The 25921-nt window shown below is 60.3% G+C and carries 27 protein-coding genes and 1 pseudogene; 17 read left to right on the forward strand and 11 right to left on the reverse strand.

The genetic code is table 11. The annotated features are described in order from the left end of the window. Window positions 1-9: 9 nt before the first annotated feature. The 4 genes from AD666_RS08800 to AD666_RS08815 all read left to right on the forward strand — a co-directional run bounded on the left by AD666_RS08800 (window position 10) and on the right by AD666_RS08815 (window position 3939). The gene (locus tag AD666_RS08800) at window positions 10-1359 is read left to right on the forward strand and encodes an MFS transporter (RefSeq protein WP_053150323.1); all 1350 of its coding nucleotides are present in this window, start codon (window positions 10-12) and stop codon (window positions 1357-1359) included. Window positions 1360-1457: 98 nt separating this feature from the next. Next, window positions 1458-2150 (forward strand): fumarylacetoacetate hydrolase family protein, encoded by a 693-nt coding sequence (locus tag AD666_RS08805; protein WP_053150326.1) that lies wholly within the window; start codon window positions 1458-1460, stop codon window positions 2148-2150. A gap of 41 nt (window positions 2151-2191) precedes the next feature. Then, window positions 2192-2950, forward strand: a complete 759-nt coding sequence (locus tag AD666_RS08810; protein ID WP_053150329.1) for an SDR family oxidoreductase — start codon at window positions 2192-2194, stop codon at window positions 2948-2950. Window positions 2951-2982: 32 nt separating this feature from the next. Next, entirely contained in the window at window positions 2983-3939 is a 957-nt protein-coding gene (locus tag AD666_RS08815) for a 2-hydroxyacid dehydrogenase (protein WP_053150332.1), read from the forward strand. 19 nt (window positions 3940-3958) lie between these two features. Here AD666_RS08815 and AD666_RS08820 read toward each other — a convergent pair whose 3' ends face one another. Further along, window positions 3959-4333, reverse strand: coding sequence for a hypothetical protein (locus AD666_RS08820; RefSeq protein ID WP_053150336.1), 375 nt, complete (start codon window positions 4331-4333; stop codon window positions 3959-3961). A gap of 37 nt (window positions 4334-4370) precedes the next feature. Continuing rightward, on the reverse strand, window positions 4371-4769 hold the full coding sequence (locus AD666_RS25925; RefSeq protein WP_082339709.1) for a VOC family protein: 399 nt from the start codon (window positions 4767-4769) through the stop codon (window positions 4371-4373). Window positions 4770-4836: 67 nt separating this feature from the next. Between AD666_RS25925 and AD666_RS08825 the strand changes: the two genes are divergently transcribed. Then, entirely contained in the window at window positions 4837-5427 is a 591-nt protein-coding gene (locus AD666_RS08825) for a GNAT family N-acetyltransferase (protein ID WP_053150339.1), read from the forward strand. Here the strand turns inward: AD666_RS08825 and AD666_RS08830 are convergent. Next, the gene (locus AD666_RS08830; RefSeq protein ID WP_053150343.1) at window positions 5421-5933 is read right to left on the reverse strand and encodes an AAA family ATPase; all 513 of its coding nucleotides are present in this window, start codon (window positions 5931-5933) and stop codon (window positions 5421-5423) included. The two genes, AD666_RS08825 and AD666_RS08830, sit on opposite strands and share 7 nt — an antisense overlap. A 172-nt stretch (window positions 5934-6105) precedes the next feature. Here AD666_RS08830 and AD666_RS25930 point away from each other — a divergent pair. The 7 genes and pseudogenes from AD666_RS25930 to AD666_RS08860 form a co-directional block, all read left to right on the forward strand. Beyond that, window positions 6106-6341, forward strand: a pseudogene (locus tag AD666_RS25930) (sterol desaturase); the annotation flags it as partial. 291 nt (window positions 6342-6632) lie between these two features. Further along, window positions 6633-8822: a response regulator gene (locus tag AD666_RS08835; protein ID WP_053150345.1), complete on the forward strand. Its 2190-nt coding sequence runs from the start codon at window positions 6633-6635 to the stop codon at window positions 8820-8822. Window positions 8823-9487: 665 nt separating this feature from the next. After that, entirely contained in the window at window positions 9488-9895 is a 408-nt protein-coding gene (locus AD666_RS08845) for a glycine zipper domain-containing protein (protein WP_053150353.1), read from the forward strand. 122 nt (window positions 9896-10017) lie between these two features. Beyond that, complete coding sequence (locus AD666_RS26600; RefSeq protein WP_172679609.1) at window positions 10018-10176, forward strand: hypothetical protein; 159 nt, start codon at window positions 10018-10020, stop codon at window positions 10174-10176. 30 nt (window positions 10177-10206) lie between these two features. Continuing rightward, on the forward strand, window positions 10207-10410 hold the full coding sequence (locus tag AD666_RS08850; RefSeq protein ID WP_053150354.1) for a hypothetical protein: 204 nt from the start codon (window positions 10207-10209) through the stop codon (window positions 10408-10410). 87 nt (window positions 10411-10497) lie between these two features. Beyond that, window positions 10498-10851: a hypothetical protein gene (locus AD666_RS08855; protein ID WP_053150357.1), complete on the forward strand. Its 354-nt coding sequence runs from the start codon at window positions 10498-10500 to the stop codon at window positions 10849-10851. 200 nt (window positions 10852-11051) lie between these two features. Continuing rightward, window positions 11052-11747 (forward strand): HAD-IA family hydrolase, encoded by a 696-nt coding sequence (locus tag AD666_RS08860; protein ID WP_053150360.1) that lies wholly within the window; start codon window positions 11052-11054, stop codon window positions 11745-11747. A 64-nt stretch (window positions 11748-11811) separates the two neighbouring features. Here AD666_RS08860 and AD666_RS08865 read toward each other — a convergent pair whose 3' ends face one another. Continuing rightward, the gene (locus tag AD666_RS08865) at window positions 11812-12558 is read right to left on the reverse strand and encodes a 3-oxoacyl-ACP reductase family protein (protein ID WP_053150363.1); all 747 of its coding nucleotides are present in this window, start codon (window positions 12556-12558) and stop codon (window positions 11812-11814) included. A gap of 125 nt (window positions 12559-12683) precedes the next feature. Here AD666_RS08865 and AD666_RS08870 point away from each other — a divergent pair, with 125 nt between their 5' ends. After that, entirely contained in the window at window positions 12684-13607 is a 924-nt protein-coding gene (locus AD666_RS08870; protein WP_053150367.1) for a LysR family transcriptional regulator, read from the forward strand. Window positions 13608-13739: 132 nt separating this feature from the next. Here the strand turns inward: AD666_RS08870 and AD666_RS08875 are convergent, their stop codons facing one another. The 3 genes from AD666_RS08875 to AD666_RS08885 form a co-directional block, all read right to left on the reverse strand. Beyond that, window positions 13740-14468 (reverse strand): aspartate/glutamate racemase family protein, encoded by a 729-nt coding sequence (locus AD666_RS08875; protein ID WP_053150369.1) that lies wholly within the window; start codon window positions 14466-14468, stop codon window positions 13740-13742. A gap of 17 nt (window positions 14469-14485) precedes the next feature. After that, window positions 14486-16015 carry an NCS1 family nucleobase:cation symporter-1 gene (locus tag AD666_RS08880; protein WP_053150373.1) on the reverse strand — a complete coding sequence of 510 codons (1530 nt, stop codon included), beginning with the start codon at window positions 16013-16015 and terminating at the stop codon, window positions 14486-14488. Window positions 16016-16472: 457 nt separating this feature from the next. Continuing rightward, a complete protein-coding gene (locus tag AD666_RS08885) occupies window positions 16473-17213 on the reverse strand; it encodes a phosphoadenylyl-sulfate reductase (RefSeq protein ID WP_053150377.1) in 741 nt (246 codons plus the stop codon). Between the two features lie 173 nt (window positions 17214-17386). Between AD666_RS08885 and thrH the strand changes: the two genes are divergently transcribed. Then, entirely contained in the window at window positions 17387-18004 is a 618-nt protein-coding gene (gene thrH, locus AD666_RS08890) for a bifunctional phosphoserine phosphatase/homoserine phosphotransferase ThrH (RefSeq protein ID WP_053150380.1), read from the forward strand. A 93-nt stretch (window positions 18005-18097) separates the two neighbouring features. On the opposite strand, the gene pabB is transcribed toward thrH, so the two are convergent. The 4 genes from pabB to AD666_RS08910 form a co-directional block, all read right to left on the reverse strand. Further along, on the reverse strand, window positions 18098-19441 hold the full coding sequence (pabB, locus tag AD666_RS08895) for an aminodeoxychorismate synthase component I (RefSeq protein WP_053150384.1): 1344 nt from the start codon (window positions 19439-19441) through the stop codon (window positions 18098-18100). 180 nt (window positions 19442-19621) lie between these two features. Continuing rightward, a complete protein-coding gene (locus AD666_RS08900; RefSeq protein WP_053150389.1) occupies window positions 19622-20608 on the reverse strand; it encodes an alpha-L-glutamate ligase-like protein in 987 nt (328 codons plus the stop codon). Further along, entirely contained in the window at window positions 20608-22140 is a 1533-nt protein-coding gene (locus AD666_RS08905) for an inactive transglutaminase family protein (protein WP_053150393.1), read from the reverse strand. The genes AD666_RS08900 and AD666_RS08905 overlap by 1 nt, the downstream gene beginning before the upstream one ends. Before the next feature lie 5 nt (window positions 22141-22145). Then, complete coding sequence (locus AD666_RS08910; protein ID WP_053150397.1) at window positions 22146-22682, reverse strand: ATP-dependent zinc protease; 537 nt, start codon at window positions 22680-22682, stop codon at window positions 22146-22148. Window positions 22683-22964: 282 nt separating this feature from the next. Between AD666_RS08910 and AD666_RS08915 the strand changes: the two genes are divergently transcribed. Genes AD666_RS08915 through prpC form a run of 3 tightly spaced genes read left to right on the forward strand, consistent with a single transcriptional unit; the run spans window position 22965 to window position 25748 of the window. After that, window positions 22965-23678 carry a GntR family transcriptional regulator gene (locus AD666_RS08915; protein ID WP_053150400.1) on the forward strand — a complete coding sequence of 238 codons (714 nt, stop codon included), beginning with the start codon at window positions 22965-22967 and terminating at the stop codon, window positions 23676-23678. After that, a complete protein-coding gene (prpB, locus tag AD666_RS08920) occupies window positions 23675-24565 on the forward strand; it encodes a methylisocitrate lyase (protein WP_053150402.1) in 891 nt (296 codons plus the stop codon). Before AD666_RS08915 ends, prpB begins: the two co-directional genes overlap by 4 nt. A 55-nt stretch (window positions 24566-24620) precedes the next feature. Next, on the forward strand, window positions 24621-25748 hold the full coding sequence (gene prpC, locus AD666_RS08925) for a 2-methylcitrate synthase (protein WP_053150405.1): 1128 nt from the start codon (window positions 24621-24623) through the stop codon (window positions 25746-25748). Window positions 25749-25921: the final 173 nt, after the last annotated feature.

Consider the following 25921-nt stretch of genomic DNA (forward strand, 5'->3'; position numbering starts at 1 on the left):
GGCTTATCCATGTCGAGTTCACAAACTTCCCGCGCTGGCGCATCGCCAGCGCTGGCCCGCGCCCGAGATACCGCGGCGTCGATCAGGCTACCGTCCCGTCGGCGCTGGTTCATGCTGTCGCTGCTGCTGATCGCGACGATCATCAACTACATCGATCGGGTGAACATCTCGATTGCGGCGCCATTCCTGGCCAAGGACCTGGGCCTGGACAAGATTGAAATGGGCCTGATCTTTTCTGCTTTTGCCTGGACCTACGCCATTGCATTGGTGCCCGCCGGATTCATCGCCGACCGCTTCGGGTCTCGGGTTACCTATGGGGTGTCGCTGATCAGTTGGTCGACAGTCACCGTGTGCCAGGGCTTCGCCACGGGATTCGCTTCACTGTTCGGCCTGCGTCTGGCCGTGGGCGCCATGGAGGCACCGGCGTTTCCGGCCAACAGTCGGGCGGTCACAGTGTGGTTCCCGGCGCGGGAGCGGGGCATGGCCAGTAGCATCTACGTCTGCGGCCAGTACTTGGGCACCGCACTGTTTACCGGTGCGTTGCTCTGGCTGGCGACTACTTTCGACTGGCGTCATGTGTTCTACAGCACGGGCGCCCTCGGTATCGTTTTTGGCGTGGCCTGGCTGTTCCTGTATCGCGACCCGATGAACTGCAAGAAAGTCAGCAAGGAAGAGCTGAAGTACATCGAGGCCGGGGGCGGACTGGTCAAGAGCAGTCAGGAACGCACCCGCTTCAACTGGCGACAGATTGCCGAACTGTTCAGCTATCGGCAGGTCTGGGCGATCTGCATCGGCAAATTCGCCAGCACCTCGGCGCTGTATTTCTTTCTCACCTGGTTCCCGACGTACCTCATCGAAGAGCGTCAACTGACGACGATCAAGGCCGGAATCTTTGCGGTGATGCCATTCGTGGGCGCGACGGTGGGCATTCTGCTGGCGGGGATCGTTTCCGATTTGCTGATCCGTCGAGGCTACTCGCTGTCTTTCGCCCGCAAGCTGCCGCTGGTGGTGGGCTCTATGCTGGGCATGTCCATCGTCTTGGTGAACTTCACCGATTCGAACGCGATCTGCATCGCCGTGCTGACGATTGCCTTCTTCGCCCAGGGTATTGCGTCGTCTTCCTGGGCGGCGGTGTCGGAAGTGGCGCCCAAGGAACTGATCGGGTTGACCGGCGGGATCACCAGCCTGGCCGCCAATATCGGCGGCATTGTCACCCCCATCGTGATCGGCGCGATCGTCCACAAGACCGGCTCGTTTGCCTTGGCCTTCTGGTTCATCGGCGGTGTCGCGCTGATCGGCACCTTGTCTTACTCATTGCTGCTCGGTCGCCTCTATCGCATCGAACTCAAGGTTCGCTGAGTCAAGACAACCGATTTCTCCAATACGAGGCGGCTTTCGTCCAACTTCGCAACAGACAGCCGCCGTACGCTGATCCTTCCATCAGGACTTTAATCAGAATGAACATGCCCGAGTACGTCTTTACGCCCGACCTGCCCGTGACCTTGCCGGTAGCCGGCAGCCCCCAGCGGTTTCCCGTGGGCCGGGTATTTTGCGTCGGCCGCAATTACCCTTGGCCAGACACTCAAGGCCAGTCCCGACAACCGCCAGTGTTCTTCATGAAGCCGGCGAGCAGCGTGATAGAGGCGGTGGGTGAGATGGCTTATCCGTCCGTGACGGAGGAATTCGTTCACGAAATCGAGCTGGTCGTCGCCATCGGCGAGGGCGGTGCTCACATTCCTGAAAGCCAGGCCCTGGCCTATGTGTGGGGCTACGCGGTGGGCCTTGATCTGACGCGACGTGATGTCCAGCGCATGGCCAAGCGCAACGGCCTGGCATGGGAGGGCGCCAAAGTGTTCGATGGCGCCGCGCCAATGACCGCCATTGTGCCGGTGGCGCAAGCCGGGCATCCGCAAGGCGAATTGTGGTTGAGCGTGAACGGCGAGGAACGCCAGCGCGACAGTCTCGACAGCCAGATCTGGTCGGTCAGCGAAGTCATCAGCCGCATTTCCCAATCGGTGCCCCTCAGGGCCGGTGACCTGATCATGACCGGCAGCCCGGCGGGCGTCGATCTGTTGCTGCCGGGAGATGTCGTCACCGCTGGCATCGATGGCATCGGTCAACTGGAAATGCGCGTCGGCCCGCGCCCGTGAACCTGGCAATCGTCCTACTGATTTGAGAAAGGAAGCACCACATGTCCAACACCTTGAAAGTAGCGCTGGTGACTGGTGCCGGCAGCGGCATCGGTCGCGCCGTAGCCTTGGGGCTGATGCAGGACGGATTCACCCTGGTGTTGGCGGGACGCCGCCCGGAACCCTTGCAAGCGTTGGTCGAACTGGCCGCCGCCGAGGGTCGTGAAGCGTTGGCGGTACCCACCGATGTGCGTGATCCGGTCAGTGTCGATGCGCTGTTTGCAACCATCGCTGAGGTCTACGGACGTCTGGACGTTGTGTTCAATAACGCCGGGATCAACGCCCCGGCTGTGCCTCTGGATGAGTTGACTTTCGAACAATGGCGCAACGTGATCGACACCAACCTCAACGGGGTTTTCCTCTGCGCCCGTGGCGCGTTCGGGCTGATGCGCCGGCAACAACCCCAAGGCGGACGCATCATCAACAACGGTTCGATTTCCGCTCATACGCCACGACCCTTCAGCAGTGCCTATACCGCCAGCAAACACGCGGTACTGGGGCTGACCAAATCACTGGCCCTGGATGGCCGCGAATTCAACATCGCCTGCAGCCAGATCGACATCGGCAACGCCCTGACGGAGATGTCGGTGCGCATGACCAAAGGCGTGCGCCAGGCCAACGGCACCGTCGCGGTGGAACCGATGTTCGACGTCAGTCATGTGGCTGACGCGGTGCGCTACATCGCCAGCCTGCCGCTGTCGGCCAACGTTCTGAACATGACCGTCATGGCCACCGCCATGCCCTTTGCCGGCCGCGGTTGAGCCGGCGTTTTTATTCGCTACGCGAGGTCCCCATGAAGCCAGAAGTCTTGCAGCTCAGCCCGATCCTGATCCCTGAAATCAATACCCGGCTCAACGAGCTGTTTACCATTCGGCGTTATTTCGAACAGGCTGACAAAACCGCCTATGTGCAGGAACATGGCGCCAACATTCGCGGTGTGATCACCGGCGGGCACACCGGTATCAGCCAGGCGCTCATGGCACAACTGCCCGGACTGGAGGTGGTCGCGGTCAACGGCGTAGGCACCGACGCAGTGGACCTGGCCTACGCCAGGGATCGTGGCATTCGTGTCACTGCCACCATTGGTGCATTGACCGAGGACGTCGCCGACCTGGCCATCGGATTATTGATCGCTGTGTGCCGTGGCTTGTGCACCGGTGATCGCTACGTACGCTCCGGCCAATGGCCTCAAAGCCCGACACCGTTGGCGCCGCTGCCATTGGCCCGTCAGGTGTCGGGCATGCGCATCGGCATCGTCGGCATGGGCCGCGTCGGTCGCGCAGTGGCGATCCGCGCCGCCGCGTTCGGATGCGCCATCAGCTATACCGACCTGCAACCCATGAATGACGTGAGCCACCGGTTCGTTGCCGATCTCAAGCAACTGGCGAGCGAGAGTGATGCACTGATTCTCGCCGCTGCCGCCGACAAGGCCGAAGCGATCATCGACGCCCAAGTGCTGCAAGCCCTGGGGAAGGGCGGCTATCTGATCAACGTGGCCCGGGGCAAGCTGGTCAACGAGACCGATCTGGTCGCAGCACTGAACGCCGGAGACATCGCCGGCGCGGCGCTGGATGTGTTCGTCGACGAACCGAACGTTCCCGAAGCGTTGTTTGGCAATGAACATGTCGTCCTGCAACCCCATCGCGCCAGCGCAACGTTGCAGACCCGCACGCGCATGGGAGAAATGGTGGTGGCCAGTCTGGTGGACAGCTTTGCCGGGAAGGTGCCCCAGGGGTGTGTGACGGGTTGAGGGCTTAGGTTTCGTATACCTAGCGTCCGAACGGGTAGTGCTCGATACGACAGGCATGACTGTTGCCATCGCCTTTGCAGATACCGTCCAGGTAGCGGTAGTCGACCCGCACCGACTGCCCCTTCCTGGGCCATTGCCGACGGGGAAGCGTGGCCTGGTAGTCGGCCGTTTCCGGCGTGAACGTGAGTGTCGTCCCTTCCTTTGGGCACTCCACCGTGGTCGACTTCGGACTTGCCGTCAGGACCTTGGCTTGTAGTTGTGGGAAAGGCCGTTTAAGTACGTCGGTAATGTGCAGTTCCAGACGGCAGATTTGCCAGGTGGCTGCTTGTAGGGGATCGCACAGGACCAAGAGTGCCAAAGCGAACGGCACAAGACAGGCGGCTTGTTTTTTCATATCGTTTCCCTGAGAGCCCCGATTCCATTGAGCGCCACTAGGCTGCTTCAGGATCATGACAGCAAACGCACAGTTTGTTGCCGTCAAGGTCTCGAAAGTAGGCACCGTAATAATCGGGGTGATAGTGGGGTCTTAACCCTGGAGGGCCTTCACAGGTGGCCCCGGAAGCCAACGCTGTAGCGTGGGTTTTCCTGACAGCCTCTCGGTTGGGCGCGAGTAGAGCTACCATCTGTCCGTTGCCCGGCTCACTGGCGTTGCCGTCAAACGGCGTGCCTATGACGAAGATCGGGCGGGGAGAGGCTGGCGCGACCCAACCGGCCCAAGCCTTGCTCGCCTCGCAGAATTTCAACGTGAGGCCCAAGTCAGCCATTATCTTTGAATAAAAGGCGAAGGCACGATCGAAGTCGCGTATACCTAAATAAACGTGGGATATCATGCCAGTCACCACTGAAGCGATGGATGAACGGGTTTACCAAGCCTGAGAAGTAAAAAGGAACTTTATCGTGGACACCATCCCCGTGCTCCAGACTCGGCGCCTCATCCTCACGCCCCTGCAGCTGAACGACGCACCGGCTATCCAGCAGTTATTTCCTCACTGGGACGTGGTGCGCTATCTCGACAGCCGCGTGCCTTGGCCCTATCCGGACGACGGCGCGCTGACCTACATCCGCGACCACGCGCTCCCCGCCATAGAAGCGGGCCGTGAATGGCATTGGATGATTCGCAGGTGCGAAGAACCGGCGCACAGCGTGGGAAGTATCAGCCTGTACGACCAGCCCGGCAACAACCGAGGCTTCTGGCTCGCCCCTCAATGGCAGGGAAACGGCTACATGCGCGAAGCCTGCGAGGCCATCAACGCCTATTGGTTCGAAACCCTGGGACGCCCCGTCATGCAGGTACCCAAGGCCGTGGGCAACCAGGCATCGCGCAGGGTGTCGGAGCGCGAAGGCATGCGCCTGATTGCGACGGGGCAGGGGGATTTCGTTTGTGGGCCGATGCTCAAGGAAATCTGGGAAATGAAGCGGGAGGATTGGCTCGAGCGCAAGGCCGCGTCAGGAATGTATCAAGTCAGCCACGGCAAGACGGATCATTGAGCGTAGGCACGAAAAAAACGCCCCATGATCATGGCAACTGCTTCCGTTGAAGATACCAGGGCTGTGTCTATGCTGAACGGCGCGTGATCCCAAGCTTCATATTCATGATTCTGGACTGACTGCCAGCTTGGCGGAGTCAGCCCGGGAATATCGATCTGCCTGGTTTCTACCCGCCGTTGGTGTTCCTGCTTATCCGAACAGATCACTTGGATATCCACTAGCTCAACACCTGACTGTCTGGCGATTGTGCTCCACGCCTCGCGGCTTTCGGCTACAGGATTTACGCAATCGACGATGACCGTGCTGCCGATGCGCAGATTACCCCGAGCCAGCTCGTTGGCGACCCGATAACCGCTGCGTCCCACTCCATGAGCCAGTACCCCCTCGTTCCGGATGGCCTGCTCGATCGTATCGATTCGCAGATACACAGCGCCAACTGTGGCGGCAAGGTCACTTGCGATAGTCGTTTTTCCAGTACCCGGAAGACCGCTGAAGATAATGAGCATCTTATGTTCCTTGATGATCTGAAACCGCTATCGACGGCTGTTTTGCGCGGTCTAGGTTTTTCACGTTGTCCTCCGGAGCAGATCCATCGATCGTTCGGGACAGGATAGCAATTCGTTCAGGTCACTGTCCGAAGCCACATCCGCTTGCGTAATTGGGGAAGTGGTGGGCTGTTCGTTCTGGAAATTTCTCGGTGGTAATCAGGTTCATTGGCATCGTTCGGCGTTGCTGGATTCCCGCTATTACTTCGTGCGGGCGATTCTCAAGGTCGCGCTCCCGTGCTGGTGCCGGCCACCGCGAGTCGCGTGCACTTTTTGGAAAAAGTCGTCGAGAAAATCGGCATCACCACTGGCCTTGGCCTGTATGTCGGTGCCTTCTGGTATGCCTGCGGTGGCGAGGTCAGCCGCTACTTTGGGTTGGCCGGGATGAAGGCGAACGGTTTTGGCTGGCTGTGAATCAAAGGCCCTGACTCAGTCAGGGCTTCGTGATTCCAGGGATAGACCGGAAAGGCGATTCCCAAAGATTTGTAGGAAATGACCGTAGCCTCATCGCCCGGTCCCAGGCTTATGCCCCCATTTGCATCCTCACGAATTCCACAATCCAATCGCACATTCCTTCGCGGCGCGGGATAATAAGCCCCGGCTTAAGGACACAAGCACTTCGCTTCGATGATGTTGGGCGGCTGAGAGGGATCGAACGCAATGACAGACTGGCTGCAAAGCTATGGAGAAATGGCCGCACAGGTACGTCGCTATGATTGGGCCAGCACTTCCATCGGGCCGTTGGAGCAATGGCCGGATGTGCTGAAGACCACCGTGGCGCTGAGCCTTGCCTCCCATTTTCCCAAGGCCATCGTATGGGGGCCGGATCTGATTACCCTGTACAACGATGCCTTCATGGCGATCCTCGGCAACAAACCCGATGCGCTGGGCCGTCGGTTCGACGAGATCTGGCAGGAAGCATGGAGCGAGATCGGTCCGATCGTGCAGGGTGCATTCGATGGGCAAGCGACCTATATCGAGAATTTCCCCTTGGTCGTCGAGCGGGGCGGCGGCCCTGAGCAGGCCTATTTCACTTTCTGCTACAGCCCCATCCGTGATCAGTACGGCAATGTCGTGGGCATGCTTGACACCGTCACCGAGACCACGTCGACCGTATTCATGACCCAACGCCTGGCCGTTCTCGATGCCATTGGCAGTGCGGTGGCCAACGCCACCGATCCGCAGGCCATCATGGCAACGACCACGCGCATCCTGGCGGCGCACTTGAATCTGTCCAATTGCGCGTATGCGGACATGGAGGAAGACGAGGATGCCTTCACGATTCGTGGCGACTGGGCCCGGGCGGGCTCGCCCAGCATCGTCGGGCATTACCGACTGGCCGATTTCGGTCGGCTGGCGGTCGCCAACCTGCGGGCCGGCAAACCGCTGGTGATCAACGACAATCTGGCGGAACTGGCGCCGAACGAAGCGGCGGCGTTCCAATCGATCGGTATCGCCGCCACCATTTGCGTCCCGCTGATCAAGAACGGGCGATTGACCGCTTTAATGGCGATCCATGATAGAACGCCCCGGGTCTGGTCTTCGAACGATCTGGCGCTGCTGATGGAAGTCACCGAGCGATCCTGGGCCCACATTGAGCGAGCCCGTGCCGACGCGGCCGTGCGCAAGGGGCTGGCGGCCCTGGCCGAACTGAACGCGACGCTGGAGGAACGGGTCGAGGAGCGTACCACGCGGCTGAAGCAGACCGAAGCCGCGCTTCGCCAGTCGCAGAAGCTCGAAGCTATTGGCCAGCTCACGGGCGGTGTGGCCCATGACTTCAATAACCTGCTGACCATCATTCGTTCTTCTGTCGATTTCCTGCGCATGCCCAATCTGTCCGATGAACGTCGCCAGCGCTACATGAGCGCGGTTTCCGATACGGTGGAGCGCGCTGCCAAATTGACCAGCCAACTGCTGGCGTTCGCCCGGCGTCAGCCCTTGAAACCGCAAGTGATCGATGTGGGCAAGCAAGTGCAGAGCCTGGGAGACATGCTGGAAACCATCACGGGGGCACGGATGCAGGTCAAGGTCGAGCTGTGCGACCGGCCCTGTTACATCCGGGCGGACCTGAGCCAGTTCGAAACGGCCCTGATCAACATGGCGTTGAACGCACGCGATGCCATGAGTGGTCAGGGCACGCTGTGGCTTCGGCTCAAATGCGGTGCAGGCATGCCGCCGATCCGTGGTCATGCAGGATCCGGGCAGGCTTTTGTCGCCGTGGCCCTGGCAGACACCGGTACGGGTATTGCGTCTGAATTCCTTGAGCACATCTTCGAGCCCTTCTTCACCACCAAGGAAGTGGGTAAGGGCACGGGGTTGGGCCTGTCCCAAGTGTTCGGCTTTGCCAAGCAATCCGGCGGCAACGTCGATGTTTCGACCGTTGTCGGCCAAGGCACGGTATTCACCTTGTACCTTCCGGAAGTCGAGGCCGAAAGGGTGCAGCGACCGGTGGAGGAAGAAACCACCCGCCTGATTCTGGACAAGGGCAGGCGGCGCGTATTGATCGTGGAAGACAATGTGGAAGTGGGGCGGTTTGCCAACCAGATCCTGCAGGACCTGGGTTACGAAACCGCCTGGGCTACCAACGCCGAGGAGGCACTGGATCTGGTCGGCCCGGATGCCATGGCCTTCGATGCGGTATTTTCCGATGTCGTCATGCCGGGTATCAGCGGTATCGCGCTGGCCAAGGAGCTGCGTCGACGTCGCGAGGACCTGCCAGTGGTGTTGACGTCCGGCTACAGCGAGGAACTGGCACACAGTGGCCATGAAGGTTTCGAGTTCTTGTCCAAGCCCTACTCGGCCGATCAGGTTTCCCGGGTGCTGAGCCGGACGATAATGCGCACAGATTGAGTGTTTCCCTTTTGAAACAGTGGCTTCCATTCGTCGGTCAAGCGCGGATAGGACAGGCGGTCTGTTGATGACCGGCTAGTCTCAAAGCCTGAGGATCGATATTTTCAGGCAATCGGTTGTTGCCGGTCTCGGTCTCGACGTAAAGGGGAAGGCAATGGGAACACCGTACAGCGAGGATATTGGAGCTGTTTATCCGATCAATGAAGGGTTGCAGTGTGGTCAGTCGGCCTATCGGGCCGACTTTGGCGACGAGCCGATCAAATCCATCAGGACCAAGGTGCCGAAAGTGCAACGAGGGGAAAGAGCCAAATTCCTGCCCAGGGTGCCGGCCAGGAAATAGGATCAGTCGCAGCCCCGTCAGCGGACGGGGCTTTTTGCAAGTGCTTTCCAAGGGTTAGGGCGCTGGCAGCATCGACCATCGGGTAACTATTCTTCATCTTTTTTTATCGACGTTTCTTTCACGTTTCTTTCACACGCGCACACGTAGCCTGAGCTCATCCGTTAGAAAGCAGTACCTGCCCGTTTCCCCAGCGGGCTTTTTTTTGTCTGTCATAAAACTACCCTCGCGTTCGTTGTCCAACCGGCATGGCTGAGCCGTTTGGCGTAAACTCGCGCCCGCGCGCATCGGCCATCTCTCCCGATGCGGCATTCTTGAGGTTTTTATCATGCGTTTGACTTTGTCCACCCTGGTGCTTGGGCTTCTGGTTGCTCAAGGCGCGATGGCGGCTGGCGATGGTACCGCCGCGATCGGCGGTGGCCTTGGCGGGGTATTGGGTAATGTGGTCGGCCAGCAGATGGGCGGCAGTACGGGCGCCGCGATCGGCGCCGGTGTCGGCGGTGCCGCCGGCAGTGCGGTAGGGGCTCGCAAGGGCAGCCGTACGGAAGCTGCCATCGGCGGCGGCCTGGGGTCGGCCGGTGGTTCGATTATCGGCAACCGCCTGGGCGGCTCCACCGGTTCTACCATTGGCGCAGGCCTCGGCGGCGCGGCCGGTGGTGCATTGGGCAGCAACCTGTCCAACGACAACGACGGTCATTCCGGCAAGAAGCACAAGCACAAAAGAAAGCATCGCTGAGGTGATGTCTGGATGAGAGGACCCGGCCACGTGCCGGGTTTTCTTTTCCCGGGATTTGTCCGGAACGTTTATCTCGCTCCCGCCTCGAATCCATACATCCATTTGCAATCACGAGGTGTGCCATGACGCCGGAAACCGAAGGCCAGGAAGAAAAAGGCCCGTCGGGTGTCCCTTTCGTCAATGATCCGGGCAATGAAGACCCTGGTTCCTTGATGGATGACGCCCAGGTGCCTCTGATCGACGACGAAGACGCCGAGCTTGAAGAAGAATCCTACGATTGAGGCCGGGTAGTGCGCCTCAGGAGATTTGTCATGACCGCCGCCCCACCTATTCCCGACGACGATGAAACCCCGGAATACCCGCTGCCATCGCCCACCGACTCCCTGGGGCGCGACCAGCGACCGCCTGATGACGACGCCGGCGTAGAGCAGGTACCGAACGAAGATGAGGACATTGAGGCGAGTCCGGACGATCCGGATATCGCCGGTGACGACGCTTCCGGCCAACCCAGCTGAAGACCAGGCCGCCTGTCGCTTGCGGGGCACCATTGACCCGTTATGAGGGCCACACATCAGGTAGGTAACTTGAAAAGGAGACTCACCATGATGAAGTCACACATGACCGCGCTGACACTTGCCGGGATTCTTTCAGCCAGTTCACTGGCGGTTTTCGCACAGTCCTCCGATGACAACGCGCCCGTGGACAAAGGCGGGATGCCGCCCTCTACGCAGATGGATGCCGGCTCGACGTCCGGCGCCAACGGTAACGCCTTGCCTCCGGGATCTGTCAGCGGGGGGAACGGCGGCGATGCCAGCGGCAGCAGTACCAGCCCCGGCACGGGAAGCGGGTCCACGAGCGGCGGTAGCTCCGTGGGTGGCGGCGCAAGCAGTGGAGGTGGCACGGGCACCAGCGACAGTGGTGGCAGCTCGGGTGGCTCCAGCGGTTCGAGCCAATAAATCAATCACAACGACTAATCCTGTAGGAGCAGGATGAAGACAATTCAGCTCCTACAGGCTCCTTTCTCGGGCTTGTAAGATTTTTCGTTGCCTGTTCCACGCCCCCCTCGTTATTCTGCTGAATCCTTTAAGGCAGACACCCCACCTGGCCGCACCTGAGCCATCCCCTGGAATGTTGTGTTGATAACGGATCAGATGCGATGAATGCACCGCACAAAGAGTTTGGCCCGATCAAGGCTGTGATTTTCGACATGGATGGGCTGCTGCTCGACACCGAGGGCATCTACACCGAGGTCACGTCCATTATTGCCGAGCGCTACGGACGCACCTTCGACTGGAGCGTGAAGCAGAACATCATTGGGCGTGGCGCCGGGGATCTGGCCCGTTATGTGGTCCAGGCCCTGGATCTGCCGATCACTGCCGAGGAGTTCCTGGTGATCCGGGAACCCCTGATGCGCGAGCGTTTTCCTCATGCCCTGGGGATGCCCGGCGCCGAGGAACTGGTACGGCATCTCAAGGCCCATGACATTCCCATTGCGGTGGGTACCAGTTCGTCGAGTCACACGTTCAAGCTGAAAACCACTTTGCACCGGGACTGGTTCGCGTTGTTCGATTTCATCGTCACTGCGGATGATCCGGAAGTGGGCGCGGCGAAACCGGCGCCGGATATTTTTCTCACCGCGGCCCGTCGCCTGGGGGTCGCTCCCCGTGATTGCCTGGTGTTCGAGGATTCGCCATTTGGCGTCACGGCCGCGAAAGCGGCGGGCATGACCGCCATCGCTGTCCCGGACTCGGCCATGGCCGACGAAAAATACGCCCATGCCGACGGGATCATTCGTTCGCTGAAGCTGTTCCAACCGGCCTTGTGCGGTTTGCCGGAACTGGAGTGGGCTTGAGGGCATGAGGCAAAAAACGCCGGCCACGGTTGAAACCCTGGCCGGCGTTTTTCATGGGGAGCGATCAGGCGCCGAAACCGCCGTCGATAGTCAAGCTCGCACCGGTAATATAGGCCGCTTCCGGGCCTGCCAGGTAGGCGACGAAACTAGCGATTTCATCAACTTTGCCATAGCGTCCGATGGCCATCAGCGACATCAGGCTTTCGGCGAAATCGCTGTCCGCCGGGTTCATGTCGGTGTCCACCGGGCCTGGCTGAACGTTGTTGACGGTAATGCCACGCGGGCCCAGGTCGCGGGCCAGGCCTTTGGTCAGGCCCACCAGGGCAGATTTGCTCATGGCGTAGGTGGCGCCGCCGGCGAAGGGCATGCGGTCGGCGTTGGTGCTGCCGATGTTGATTACCCGACCGCCTTCGGTCATGTGGCGTGCAGCCTCTTGGGTGGCGATGAACACGCTGCGCACGTTGACGGCCAGGGTCTGGTCGAAATCTTCCAGTTTGAACTCATCCAGTGGGGCCATGGCCAGGATACCGGCGTTGTTGACCAGGATGTCCAGACCGCCGAAGGCTTCGACGGTGGCCCTGACGGCGTTGCGAATGGCCTCGGCGTCGGCGCTGTCGGCCTTGATTGCCAGGGCCTTGCCACCGGCTGCGGTGATGCTGTTCTGCAATTCTTCGGACTTGGCGGCGGAGCTGACATAAGTGAAAGCCACCGCGGCGCCTTCCGCGGCCAGGCGTTTGACGATGGCGGCGCCGATGCCGCGGGAGCCGCCCTGGATCAAGGCGACTTTTCCATTCAGTGTTTGCGTGCTCATAGTGTTCTCCAAAGGATGCCGGGGCGAGATGCCACGGTGATGGGGGGAGTATCCGGATCGGCCCGCACCTTGTGTAGACCGTCACTGATATAGTCTGTGTAAACCAAAAGTTTAGAATGGCGGCTATGGAGACTTTCAGCAGTATCGAATGCTTTGTGCGCAGCGCCGAAGTCGGTAGCTTTGCCGAAGCGGCACGCCGCCTGAGCATCACCCCGGCAGCCGTGGGCAAAAGTGTAGCCAAGCTGGAAGCGCGGCTGGGTGTACGCCTGTTCCAGCGTAGCACTCGCCGCCTGACACTGACCGAGGCCGGTCAGTTGTTTCTGGAGGAGGTGAGCGGCAGTCTCAATACCATCCAGAACGCCGTTGCCAACCTGGCCAGCGCCGGCGGTCAGCCGGCGGGTACATTGAAGGTGAGCATGGGCACGGCATTTGGCCGGCTGTACATCGTGCCGTTGCTGGGCGCGTTTTTGCAGCGTTACCCGGCGATCAATCCGGACTGGCATTTCGACAATCGTCAGGTAGACCTGATCGGCCAAGGTTTCGATGCGGCCATCGGCGGCGGCTTTGAACTGCCCCAGGGAGTGGTGGCGCGCAAGCTGTCCGTGGCTCACCGGGTCCTGGTCGCCTCCCGGGACTATTTGCACAATCATGCCGCGCTGCGCGAGCCGGACGACCTGGCGCATCACCAGGGCATTCTGATTCGTTCGCCTCAAACCGGGCGGATCCGTTCGTGGCAACTGACCAGCCGGACAGGACAACACAGCCCGCTGATGCTCAAGGCACGCATGACCATGAGTGACTCGGAAGCCGACTGTGCAGCCGCCGCCCAAGGGCTGGGCATAGGGCTGGTGAGCATGCCGGTGGCCGTTCCTTACCTGGAATCAGGGGCGTTGCAGCGGGTGTTGCCGGATTGGTACGTCGACGATGGCAACATCTCCATCTATTACGCCGAGCACAAATTGCTGCCGGGCAAGACCCGGGCGTTTGTGGACTTCATCATTGAACAGTTTGCCGAGCAGGGGTGGGGAGAGCGGTTCAGGGCGGTGTGAGGTAGGCTGGCTCAGGACCGAGGTGGGCCCATCGCGAGCGGGCTCGCTCCCACAGGGACTGTAGTGACTGACATTGCAGTCACCACAAAACAGGGTGGGAGCGAGCCTGCTCGCGATAAGGGCAATGCGGTCTTACCGCCCGAACCGCCCCGGCCAACCAATGATGGTCTTGGGGCGCGGTGTCGCATACGTGCGCACCTTGGAAGTCGACAACCCCAGCCGCACCAGAGACTCGGCAATGGTCACCGCTGCGGTCACCCCATCCACCACCGGCACTCCGGTGCGCTGGCGGATCCGTTCGTCGAGCCCGGCCATGCCGCCGCAACCCAGGCAGATGACTTCGGCCTTGTCCTGGCTCACCGCCAGTTCCGCCTGCTGCACGATCGCTTCGACTGCCCGCGGTGGGTCTTGCTCCAGCTCCAGCACCGCCAGGCCACTGGCCCGTACCGAGGCGCAGCGGTCGAACAGGCCGGACAGCTTGAGACGGTCTTCGATCAGCGGCACGGTGCGGTCCAGGGTGGTGACCACCGAATATGCATGGCCAAGGAACATCGCGGTGCTGGCGCCGGCATCGGTGATATCCACCACCGGCACGTTCAGCAACTCCTGCAAACCTTCACGGCCATGCTCGCCGTAGCCGGCCTGGATCACCGCGTCGAATGGCTGGTCGTAGGACATGACCCGGTCCATCACCGCGATGGCGGCCAGGTAACTTTCGAAATTGCCTTCGATGGAATCTGCACCGAAATGCGGGGTGAGTCCGACAATCTCTGTTCCCGGTGCAGCCACGGCCTGGGCCTGGCGGGCAATGGCCTGGGTGATGGAGTCGGTGGTGTTGACGTTGACCACGAGAATTCGCATGAGCTTTTCCTTTCGAATCAATGACTGACGCTGTCCACAGCGATGGACTCACCGCTGACGTCTTCGTAGTACGGCTGGCGTTTGGCGATGATCAGGTAAAGCAGTCCAGCAATCCCGGCGCCAATCAACCAAGAGAACGGTGAAATGCTGTCGAAGCCGGGTACCAGCGCCAGGACAATGGCAATCAGCGCCGCCGGGATGAACGCCGCCACTGCACGCAGATTGACGCCATTGCTGTAGTAGTACGCGCCGTTGGGGTCTTCGCTGTACAACTGTGGCACATTGATCCGGCCTTTGCGGACGAGCCAGTAGTCGACCATGATCACGCCATACAGTGGCCCGAGCAGCGCACCCAGGCCGGACAGGAAATAAACGATTACCAAAGGGCTGTTGTAGAGGTTCCACGGCAGAATCAGCACGGCGATGGCGGCGCTGATCAGCCCGGCCCGGCGGAAGGTCAGGTATTTGGGCGCCAGGTTACTGAGCACGAACGCCGGGGCAACGAAGTTTGCCATGATGTTCACCGCCACGGTGACGATCAGGAACGCCAGGCAGCCGAGCACCAGGAAAAAGGTATTGGGGATCGAAGCGATGACTTGAGTCGGGCTCTCGATGATCTGTCCGTTGATCTGGAACTGCGCACCGCACAGCAGGACGGTGATCCCGGCGAATAGCAGAATGTTCACCGGCAGACCCCAGAAATTGCCGACGATAATGGTCCGTCGGCACGGTGAGGAGCGTGCGAAATCGCAGAAATTGAGCACCAGCGTGCCGTAGATCGCCAGCCACAGCGCACCACCGGCAAAGATGTTGCGCCACATTTCTCCCCCGGTCAGTGGGTCGCGTATCGACCAGGCAATGGTCGCGCCGGCCTGGCTGTACATCCAACCGGCCAGGGCCGCGACAGTGACGAGGATCACTGGACCGGCAAAACCTTCATAGCGGCGCACCATTTCCATGCCGTAGGCCAGGATCACCAACTGCACGAACCAGATCGCCACGAAACACACCCAGCCCAGGCTCGACAGGCCGAGGATCGAATTGTGGTCATATTCGGCGAAGCCTGGGTGGATGGCCGTCAGCAGCACCCGGAACACCACGGACGCCAGGTAGGTCTGGATACCGAACCAGGCGATGGCAATGATCGCCCGGATCAATGCAGGAATCTGCGCTCCGTGGATACCGAAACTGATCCGGCTGATCACAGGGAACGGCACGCCGGTTTTTTGCCCCATGTAGCCGGACAGGTTCATGAAGCCATACACCAGCGCGGCACCGATGCCCAGGGACAAGAGGATCTGCCAGCCACCCAGACCCAGCGCATACAGACCGATGGCAAAGGAGTAGTTGGCGATGTTGTGTACGTCGTTGGTCCACAGGGCAAAGATACTGTAGCGACCCCAGCGCCGTCCTTCGGCCTTGGTCGGTGCCAGGTCTCTGTTATGCAGCCTGGGACTCAGGGTCAGTGGAGCGGGGGGCTTGGTATTCGGGGCGATAGTAGAGGAGGGTAGATCCAGCGCGATGTTATTGGAGAGACTTGTACGCATTCCGGCAGGCTCCTGATTCTCGGGGGCCGCGATGACTGTGCATGAGCCCGTGGCTCGGCAATCTTCGTCGCGGCAGGCGAGCATCCTTGGTTACGGGGCATCTGCAGCCTGTACGGGATAGGGCGCTTCAGGCTTGCGGATCTAAAGTGTGTGTATTTATTGTTCAATTTGTATACAAAACACTTGTCGACTTAAGCCATTTTTATGCCAGATCGAGGATCTAAAAGCCGAAGCGCTCATTTCGATTAGTTATCTTCGTGAGCTAAGTAATTGAAAGTAAGTGGCTTTAAATTGACCGTTTGAACAGGTATTTATTTTTCGTGAGACGTGCGTGAGGACGGTAGCGGAGCGGAGGGAGGCCAGAGGTGTAACTTTTTGGTGCGGTTATGAGAAGTTGCACACAAAAAATGCCACCTTGGGTGACATTTTTGTGTACAGGAATGCTTGTTACGGTGTTTCAGACCTTGGACTTGCTAATGATGTTGCCGGCGTGCAGCCCGCATTCCTTCTGCGTGGCTTCTTCCCACCACCAGCGACCTTCGCGCTCGTGCTGGTTTGGCAGTACCGGGCGGGTGCAGGGTTCGCAGCCGATGCTGATGAAGCCGCGTTCGTGCAGGCTGTTGTAAGGCAGCTCCAGCATGCGGATATAGCCCCAGACTTCCTCGCTGGTCATCTGCGACAGCGGGTTGAATTTGTACAGGGTGCGCTCCGGTGTGGAAAACGCCGTGTCGATTTCCAGTACCGCCACTTGACTGCGGGTGCCAGGGCTCTGGTCGCGGCGCTGGCCGGTGGCCCAGGCGCGGACATCGGACAGTTTGCGCCGCAGCGGCTCGATCTTGCGGATACCGCAGCATTCCCCATGGCCGTCCTTGTAGAAACTGAACAGGCCTTTTTCCTTCACGAACGGATCCAGTTTCGTATGGTCCGGCGAGACCAGTTCGATATCGATCTTGTAATGCTCGCGCACCTGGTCGATGAATCGATAGGTTTCCGGATGCAGGCGACCGGTGTCGAGGCTGAACACCTTGACGTTCTTGTTCAGCTTCCAGGCCATGTCCACCAGCACCACGTCCTCGGCGCCGCTGAAGGATATCCACAAATCATCACCGAATTCGGCGAAGGCCAGCTTGAGAATGTCTTGTGGAGACTTGTTGGCATAGGTCGTGGCGAGTTCCACGACGTCAAACGATGGGCTCATCAGGGCGGTTTCCTACAGGTCGGTGGCGCTGGGCGCTCTATATGGGGCTGATGGTAACAAAAGCTGTCGGAGCTGGCGCGTCCCTGTGCGTTGCGTGGGGTCGGACGAATGGCTAGAGTCGGCAGGGCTTTGTTCGCTCAACCGATAAACATCAGAATAAGTGGGAGTGTCTTGTGGAAATTGCCTGTCTCGACCTCGAAGGTGTGCTGGTCCCGGAGATCTGGATCGCCTTCGCCGAAAAAACCGGTATTGAGTCGCTCAGGGCGACCACCCGGGACATTCCCGACTACGACGTGCTGATGAAGCAACGCTTGCGCATCCTCGATGAGCATGGCCTCAAGCTCTCCGACATCCAGGAAGTCATCGCCACGCTCAAGCCCCTGGAAGGCGCCAGCGAATTCGTCGACTGGCTGCGCGAGCGTTTCCAGGTGGTCATCCTATCTGACACGTTCTACGAATTCTCCCAGCCGCTGATGCGCCAGTTGGGCTTCCCGACATTGCTCTGCCATCGTCTGATTACCGACGACAGCGGGCGGGTGACCGGTTATCAATTGCGTCAGAAAGATCCCAAGCGGCAGTCGGTCCTGGCCTTCAAGAGCTTGTATTATCAGGTGATCGCGGCGGGGGATTCCTACAATGACACCACGATGCTCGGCGAGGCCGATGCCGGGATTCTGTTCCATGCCCCAGAGAATGTGATCCGTGAGTTCCCGCAATTCCCGGCGGTGCATAGCTTTGCCGAGTTGAAGCAGGAGTTTATCAAGGCGTCGAACCGCACCCTTAGCCTGTAACCACTACCTTTGTGGGAGCGAGCCTGCTCGCGATAGCGGTAGTTCAGTCACCATGGATTTTGCTGACAGACCGCTATCGCGAGCAGGGGCCGGTTACAAATTCTGTAATGTTTCCAGCAACACCTTCACTTTAGTGATTGATTCCTGATATTCCGCCTGCCAGTCCGAATCCGCGACAATCCCGCCACCGCCCCAGCAACACACCTGTCCATCCTTGACCAGCAGACTGCGGATGGCAATGGAACTGTCCATCTCCCCGCGCACGTCCAGGTATAACAACGATCCGCAATACAGTGCGCGTCGGGTCGGTTCCAGTTCATCGATGATTTGCATGGCGCGGATCTTCGGAGCGCCGGTGATCGAGCCGCCGGGGAAGCTGCCGGCGATCAGGTCAAGGGCGTCTTTACCCACGGCCAGTTCGCCGGTCACGCTGCTGACCAGATGGTGGACGTTCGGGTAGCTTTCCAGACTGAACAGCTCCGGCACCCGTACCGAGCCGATGCGGCAAGTGCGGCCCAGGTCGTTGCGCAGCAGGTCGACGATCATCAGGTTTTCCGCCCGGTCCTTGGGGCTGGCCAGCAGCTCGGCGGCATGGGCCGCATCTTCGGCGGGCGTGGTGCCGCGGGGGCGGGTGCCTTTGATCGGCCGGGTTTCCACCTGGCCGGCGCTGACTTTGACGAAGCGTTCCGGAGACAGGCTAAGCACCGCGCCGCCGTAGGGCAGGCTCTGGAAACCGGAAAACGGCGTCGGGCAGGCGGTACGCAGCGCCTGGTAGGCGGCCCAGGCATCGCCCCGGCACGGTGCGCGGAAGCGCTGGGCAAAGTTGACCTGATAACAGTCTCCCGCCTGGATATAGGCCTGGATCCGTTCGAGTGCCTGTCGATATTCATCGGCGCTCAGGTCGGGGGCCATGGGGCTTTCCAGTTTGAAGGTGACCTCTGCCGCCGGGATCGGTTGGCTGAACAGCTCGATCAGGCGCTCGCGTTCGCTTTCACCGCAATGGGGATGAAACACCAGTTGGCTGGTGCCGACCTGGTGGTCAGTGACCAGCGCCCAGTCGTACACGCCGAAACGCGCGTCAGGTAGTTGTAAATCATCCTTGGCGTGGGACGGCAAGGTTTCGAGGTGTCGGCCGAAGTCATAACTCAAGTAGCCGATCACGCCGCCAGCGAAGGGCAATTGCAGCGTATCGGGTAATGCCGCCTGCCCGAGTTTTGTCAGGTGGCTGCGCAAGCGCTGCAGGAACAGGGCGCCGTTTTCGTCCGGTAACACCGCCAGTTGCGCCAGCGGCCAGGCGCTGAGCAAGTCATAACGTCCGCGCTCGGCACTCGGACGGCCGCTGTCGAGCAGCACGCTGCCTGGGGCATGGCGAATCGCCGCAAAGTACTCGGCAGGGTTGGCGCGGTAGGGTAAAGCATGTACGGAGCAGGTTGGCATGGGCGGGGCGAATCAGCCGTTCAGGCGGGGGGGCGATTGTAATCCCCTGTAGGATTTGCTCCTAGAGGGATGTCGGAGATGGGTACGTCCGGTGACTGAAATAGCTCTGCTTGACCCTGTAGGAGGGGATAAATCCCCTCCCACAGGTTATGTATCAGCCGTCAGGACAGGTTAAAGAAGTCACCCTTCAACCGGCGGGATATGCCCGAACAACTCTTGGGCAAATGCCACGCGCTCTTCCACGGTTTCAACCACGCCCCGGGCCTTGAGTTCTTCCAGGCGGGCCTCCACCGCATGGGTACGCAACGTCAGGCCGCAGTCGTTGGCAATCTGGATGTTCAGCCCTGGCCGCGCGTTCAGCTCCAGGATCAGCGGGCCTTTTTCCTGGTCCAGCACCATGTCGACGCCGATGTAGCCCAGTCCGCACAGCTCGTAGCACCCTGCGGCCAGTTTCATGAAGCCATCCCAGTAGGGCAGTTGCACACCGTCCACTGCGTTGGTGGTGTCGGGGTGCTTGGTGATGATGTTGTTCAGCCAGGTGCCGCGCAGGGTCAGGCCGGTGGCGAGATCGACGCCTACGCCGATGGCGCCCTGGTGCAGGTTGGCCTTGCCGCCGGACTGGCGGGTCGGCAACCGCAACATCGCCATCACCGGATAACCCATCAACACGATGATTCGGATGTCCGGCACACCTTCATAGCTGATGCTTTTGAAAATCTGGTCCGGCACCACGCGGTATTCGATCAGCGCCCGGTCGCGGTGCCCGCCCAGGGAATACAGGCCGGTGAGGATGCTGGAGATGTGATGCTCGATCTCCTCGTGGCTGATGATCTTGCCCGACACCGTGCGATAGCGGCCCTCGAAGCGGTCGGCGATCACAATGATCCCGTCGCCGCCCGCGCCTTGGGCCGGCTTGATGACGAAGTCGGTGCGCCCGCCGATGATCGAGTCGAGTTTTTCGATCTCCTTCTCGGTGGAAATGATCCCGTACAGCTCCGGCACATGAATGCCCGCGGCGATGGCCCGTTCCTTGGTGATGATCTTGTCATCCACGATGGGGTACAGGCTGCGCTTGTTGTACTTGAGCACGTAGTCGGCGTTACGCCGGTTGATGCCCATGATGCCGCGGGCTTCCAGGGCCTTCCAGGTCTTCCAGAGCCCGAACATTACGAGTCTGCCTTGACGAAGGCCTTGAACCGCACCAGCTCGGTCAGGCGGTAGCCACGGTAGCGACCCATGGCCAGCATGAAGCCCACCAGGATCAGCAGGATGGCCGGGAAGGTGAACACGAAGTAGACCAGCTCCGGCACGCTCATGATCAGGTGCGCCAGGGACGCGGCGAACAGCGTGCCGATGGCAACTTTCATCGCATGGCCGGCGCCGCGCTCTTCCCAGGTGATGGACAGGCGTTCGATGGTCATGGTCAGGATCACCATCGGGAACAGCGCCACCGACAGGCCGCGCTCCAGGCCCAGCTTATGGCTGAACAGGCTGATGGCGGCGATCAGCACCACCACGAACGTCAATACCACCGACAGTCTGGGCAGCATCTGCAATTTGAGGTGTTCCAGGTAGGAACGTAGCGACAGGCCCAGGGTCGTGATCACCGTGAACAGGATGATGCCGAAGCCCAGCTGGGTTTCGCGGAAGGCCAGGGCGATCAGCACGGGGGTGAACGTGCCGAGGGTCTGCAGGCCGACCAGGTTGCGCAGCACCAGGATCACCAGCACGCCGATCGGGATCATCACCATGATCATGAACGTCTGCTGGGTCTGCAGGGGCAGGCCGTAGAGCGAGTATTCGAGGAAGTTGGCGTCGGTGTTTTCGTCCGTCAGCTTGGCCAGGCGAATGGCGTTCATTTCGCTGTTGTTCATGCTGAAGGTCACGGTGGCTTTCTTGCCGCCATCGACGGTGATCAGGTTTTCATCGCCGGTCCACCACAGCAGGCGGTCGGTAGGCAGACCCTGTTCGCCGGTGTCCGGGTTGAAGTACAGCCAGTCGGTGCCGTTGAAGCTGCGCAGCCACAGTTCGGGTGTCTGCGGCTGATCGGCTACCAGCCGGATGGTGTGGACCTTTTCCACCGGCACATGGGCAATGGACAGCACCAGTTCGACGATCCTCGCCTTGTTGCTCGAGGAAACATCGCCGGCCAGCAGCAGTTTGACGTTGTCGTCGTTGAGGTTGTTGACCCGCTTGATGGCCTCGCTGATGAAGGTTTCCACGTCGGCCGAGTGCTGGCGGATCGGCGCCAGCAAGGCTTCGGCGGCAATCTTCTCCGGGCCTTCGACGGCGATGCTGTCGCGGAAGGTCGGGCCCTTGACCTTGGTCTTTTCGGCGCTGTAGCGCTTGGTCAGCACCAGCCGGTAATACAGCGTCTGGTTGCCCTTGGCCCGGCGGGCCGACCACGTCACCTTGCGGTTACCGTCGATCCGGTTCACCGCCACGCCGTAGTTGTTGGAAATGAAGCTCTCGTTGAGGCTCACATAGTCGCGGCTCAGGGGTGGCACGAACATCTGGACCTTTACGGGATCCTTGGCGTTGGGCACGAACTCGACCTTGGCGTCGATGTTCCACAGGTCGTCGGTAGCGTCTTCGGTCACCGGAATGCCGAGCACGAAAATCTGATAGGCCGTCACGGACAGGCCCAGCACCACCAGGATGGCGATCAGCATTTTCAGATGGAGGGTCAGGGAGCGCATTGGAATTACTCTGCGGTTTGAGCGGCATTGGCGCAGGCAGGTTTGCCGGCAGCGTATTTGAGACTGGGGTCGACCAGCGCGTCGAAGCGCTTGAGCGCTTCGGAGCCGATCAGCAACGGGTATTGGAATGCACTGCGGTCGGTCAGGTTCACTTCGATGCTGCGCAAGGCGGAGCCCATGCAGATGTCCAGTTCGATAACCGGCCGGGCCGTGTATTTCTTGCCTTCTTCCGGGTCGTAGTCACCTGCGCGGCGCTTAATCTTGCTGACCCGGGCCAGGGGACGTTCGATGGGGTGCGAATGAGCAGCGTCGATAGCGAGGTAGAAACGCACCCAGGATTCGCCATTGCGTTTGAAACGCTTGATGTCTCGAGCACTGAGCGAAGCGGTCTTGGCGCCGGTATCGAGCTTGGCGGCGACCTCCAGGTCGATACCCTGCAGGGCGGCATATTCGTTGAGGCCGTACACGGTTTTCTCACCCGCCGCGGCAAAAACGGGCAGGCACATGAAACAAAGAACAGCAGGTAAGGGCTTGAGTGTCATAGATCCTGGTGCACGGCGTTCCGTTTATCGGTTCAGGCCCTGGCATTGCTGCACAAGCTCCTTGGGTAGCCTTCTCTATTGATAGAAGAGCAGTAAACAGCGGCGGCATTCTAGCACGGTGGTTTTCTGACGCCACCGCTGGCCGGAGGCTACGAGGTGCCCTTTGCAGTGGGTCACTTATCAGCGGTCATCAGAAGATTGTCGACAATCTACATTTTTTCTTTGACGTTTATCTGTCAGTTGGTTAGTTTTTGCTTCATTGATATTTAAGGTGTCGACAATATGCTTGACCAGCTCGAATCACCGGCGATGGTTCAGGACGACTCGGAGACACTTTCCGAGAACGTCTTCCGGCGTATCCAGGCGGCTATCGTCAAAGGGGAAATTGCCCCCGGCAGCAAGATTTCCGAACCCGAGCTGGCTCGCACCTACGGCATTAGCCGCGGTCCGCTGCGCGAGGCAATCCATCGTCTGGAAGGCCAGCGCCTTCTGGTACGTGTACCCCATGTCGGTGCTCGGGTGGTGTCGCTCAATCACGCGGAATTGCTGGAACTCTACGAGATCCGAGAGTCCCTGGAGGGCATGGCCTGTCGTCTGGCGGCCGAGCGCATGACTCTGGAAGAAATCGACGAGCTGCGCCGAGTCCTGGAAACCCACGAGCGCGACGCTGCGTTCCAGGCCGGGGTCGGCTACTACCAGCAGGAAGGCGATTTCGACTTCCACTACCGGATCATCCAGGGCAGCGGCAACCGCACCTTGACCCAGATGCTCTGCGGCGAGCTGTATCAACTGGTGCGCATGTACCGCATCCAGTTTTCCACCACGCCCAACCGTCCACGCCAGGCTTTTGCCGAGCACCACCGGATTCTCGATGCCATCGCCGACCGTGACGGCGAACTGGCCGAATTATTGATGCGCCGGCACATCGGCGCTTCCAAACGCAACATCGCGCGTCATTACCAGGACAGCGCCACCACTGAACGAGGTGAGTCATGAGTTCCAGCAACAGCACGCCAGGTCAGCGATTCCGCGATGCGGTCGCCAACGAGCATCCGCTGCAAGTGGTGGGCACCATCAACGCCAACCATGCGTTGCTGGCCAAGCGCGCCGGTTTCAAGGCGATTTACCTGTCGGGCGGCGGCGTTGCAGCCGGCTCCCTCGGCGTGCCGGACCTGGGCATCACCGGCCTGGATGACGTGCTGACCGATGTGCGGCGGATCACTGACGTCTGCGATCTGCCCCTGCTGGTGGACGTGGACACCGGTTTCGGCTCCTCGGCGTTCAACGTGGCCCGCACTGTCAAGTCGATGATCAAATTCGGCGCGGCGGCCATCCATATCGAAGACCAGGTGGGCGCCAAGCGTTGCGGCCATCGTCCGAACAAGGAAATCGTCTCGCAGCAGGAGATGGTCGACCGCATCAAGGCCGCTGTCGATGCCCGTACCGACGACAGTTTCGTGATCATGGCGCGCACCGATGCTTTGGCCGTGGAGGGGCTGGACTCCGCCCTGGACCGCGCCGCCGCGTGCATCGAGGCCGGCGCCGACATGATTTTCCCCGAAGCCATTACCGAGCTTGAGATGTACAAGCTGTTCGCCAGTCGCGTAAAGGCGCCGATCCTCGCCAACATCACTGAATTCGGCGCGACACCGCTGTACACCACCGAGCAGCTCGCCGGCGCCGATGTGTCCCTCGTCCTGTACCCGTTGTCGGCGTTCCGCGCCATGAACAAGGCGGCCGAGAACGTCTACACCGCGATCCGCCGCGACGGCACGCAACAGCACGTCATCGACACCATGCAGACGCGCATGGAGCTCTACGATCGTATCGACTACCACACCTTCGAGCAGAAGCTCGATGCGTTGTTCGCCGCAAAGAAATAAGGCACGCCTCTACAACTTGCCGATTCCCTACAAATTCAAGAACTGGAGACAGCAAATGGCCGAAGCAAAAGTACTCAGTGGCGCCGGGCTCCGCGGCCAGGTGGCCGGGCAGACCGCATTATCCACCGTGGGCCAGTCCGGTGCCGGCCTGACCTATCGCGGCTACGACGTTCGTGAGTTGGCGGCTGACGCGCAATTCGAAGAAGTGGCGTACCTGCTGCTGTATGGCGAACTGCCGACACGGGCGCAATTGGACTCCTACATCGGCAAGCTGCGTCAACTGCGTGACTTGCCACAAGCCCTGAAAGAGGTGCTGGAGCGAATTCCCGCCGACGCCCATCCGATGGACGTCATGCGCACCGGCTGCTCGTTCCTGGGTAACCTGGAGCCGGAGCAGGACTTCTCCCAGCAGCGTGACAAGACCGACCGCCTGCTCGCCGCGTTCCCAGCGATCATGTGCTACTGGTATCGCTTCAGCCACGAAGGCCAGCGCATCGAATGCGTGACCGACGAGCCATCCATCGGCGGCCACTTCCTGCACCTGCTGCACGGCAAGAAGCCGAGCGACTTGCACGTCAAGGTCATGAACGTGTCCCTGATTCTTTACGCAGAGCACGAATTCAACGCCTCGACCTTCACCGCCCGGGTTTGCGCCTCGACCCTGTCGGATCTGTTCTCCTGCATCACCGCCGCCATCGGTTCGCTGCGCGGCCCGCTGCACGGTGGCGCCAACGAAGCGGCAATGGAAATGATCGAACGTTTCGACTCGCCGGAAGCGGCGATCAAGGGCACGCTGGGCATGCTTGAGCGCAAGGACAAGATCATGGGCTTCGGCCACGCGATCTATAAGGACAACGACCCGCGCAACGAGGTGATCAAGGGCTGGTCGAAAAAACTCGCCGAGGAAGTGGGCGACACCGTCCTGTTCCCGGTGTCCGAAGCCATCGACAAGACCATGTGGGAACAGAAGAAACTGTTCCCCAACGCCGACTTCTACCATGCTTCGGCGTACCACTTCATGGGCATCCCGACCAAGTTGTTTACGCCGATCTTCGTCTGCTCGCGCCTGACCGGCTGGGCCGCCCATGTGTTCGAACAACGCGCCAACAACCGCATCATCCGCCCGAGCGCCGAATACACCGGCGTCGAACAGCGCAAGTTCGTGCCAATCGAACAACGCTGAGCTGGGGGGGCGCTGACGCTGCAACTGACGGAATCTGAAACCCCTTGTGGGAGCGGGCTTGCTCGCGAATGCGAACTGACATCCAACATCGATGCCGACTGATACACCGCCTTCGCGAGCAAGCCCGCTCCCACAGGGGACCGAGTTCACTTCAGTCGCTGCGCCGCCCCTCT

The organism is Pseudomonas sp. Pf153, assembly GCF_001269775.1.
GTDB lineage: Bacteria > Pseudomonadota > Gammaproteobacteria > Pseudomonadales > Pseudomonadaceae > Aquipseudomonas > Aquipseudomonas uvaldensis.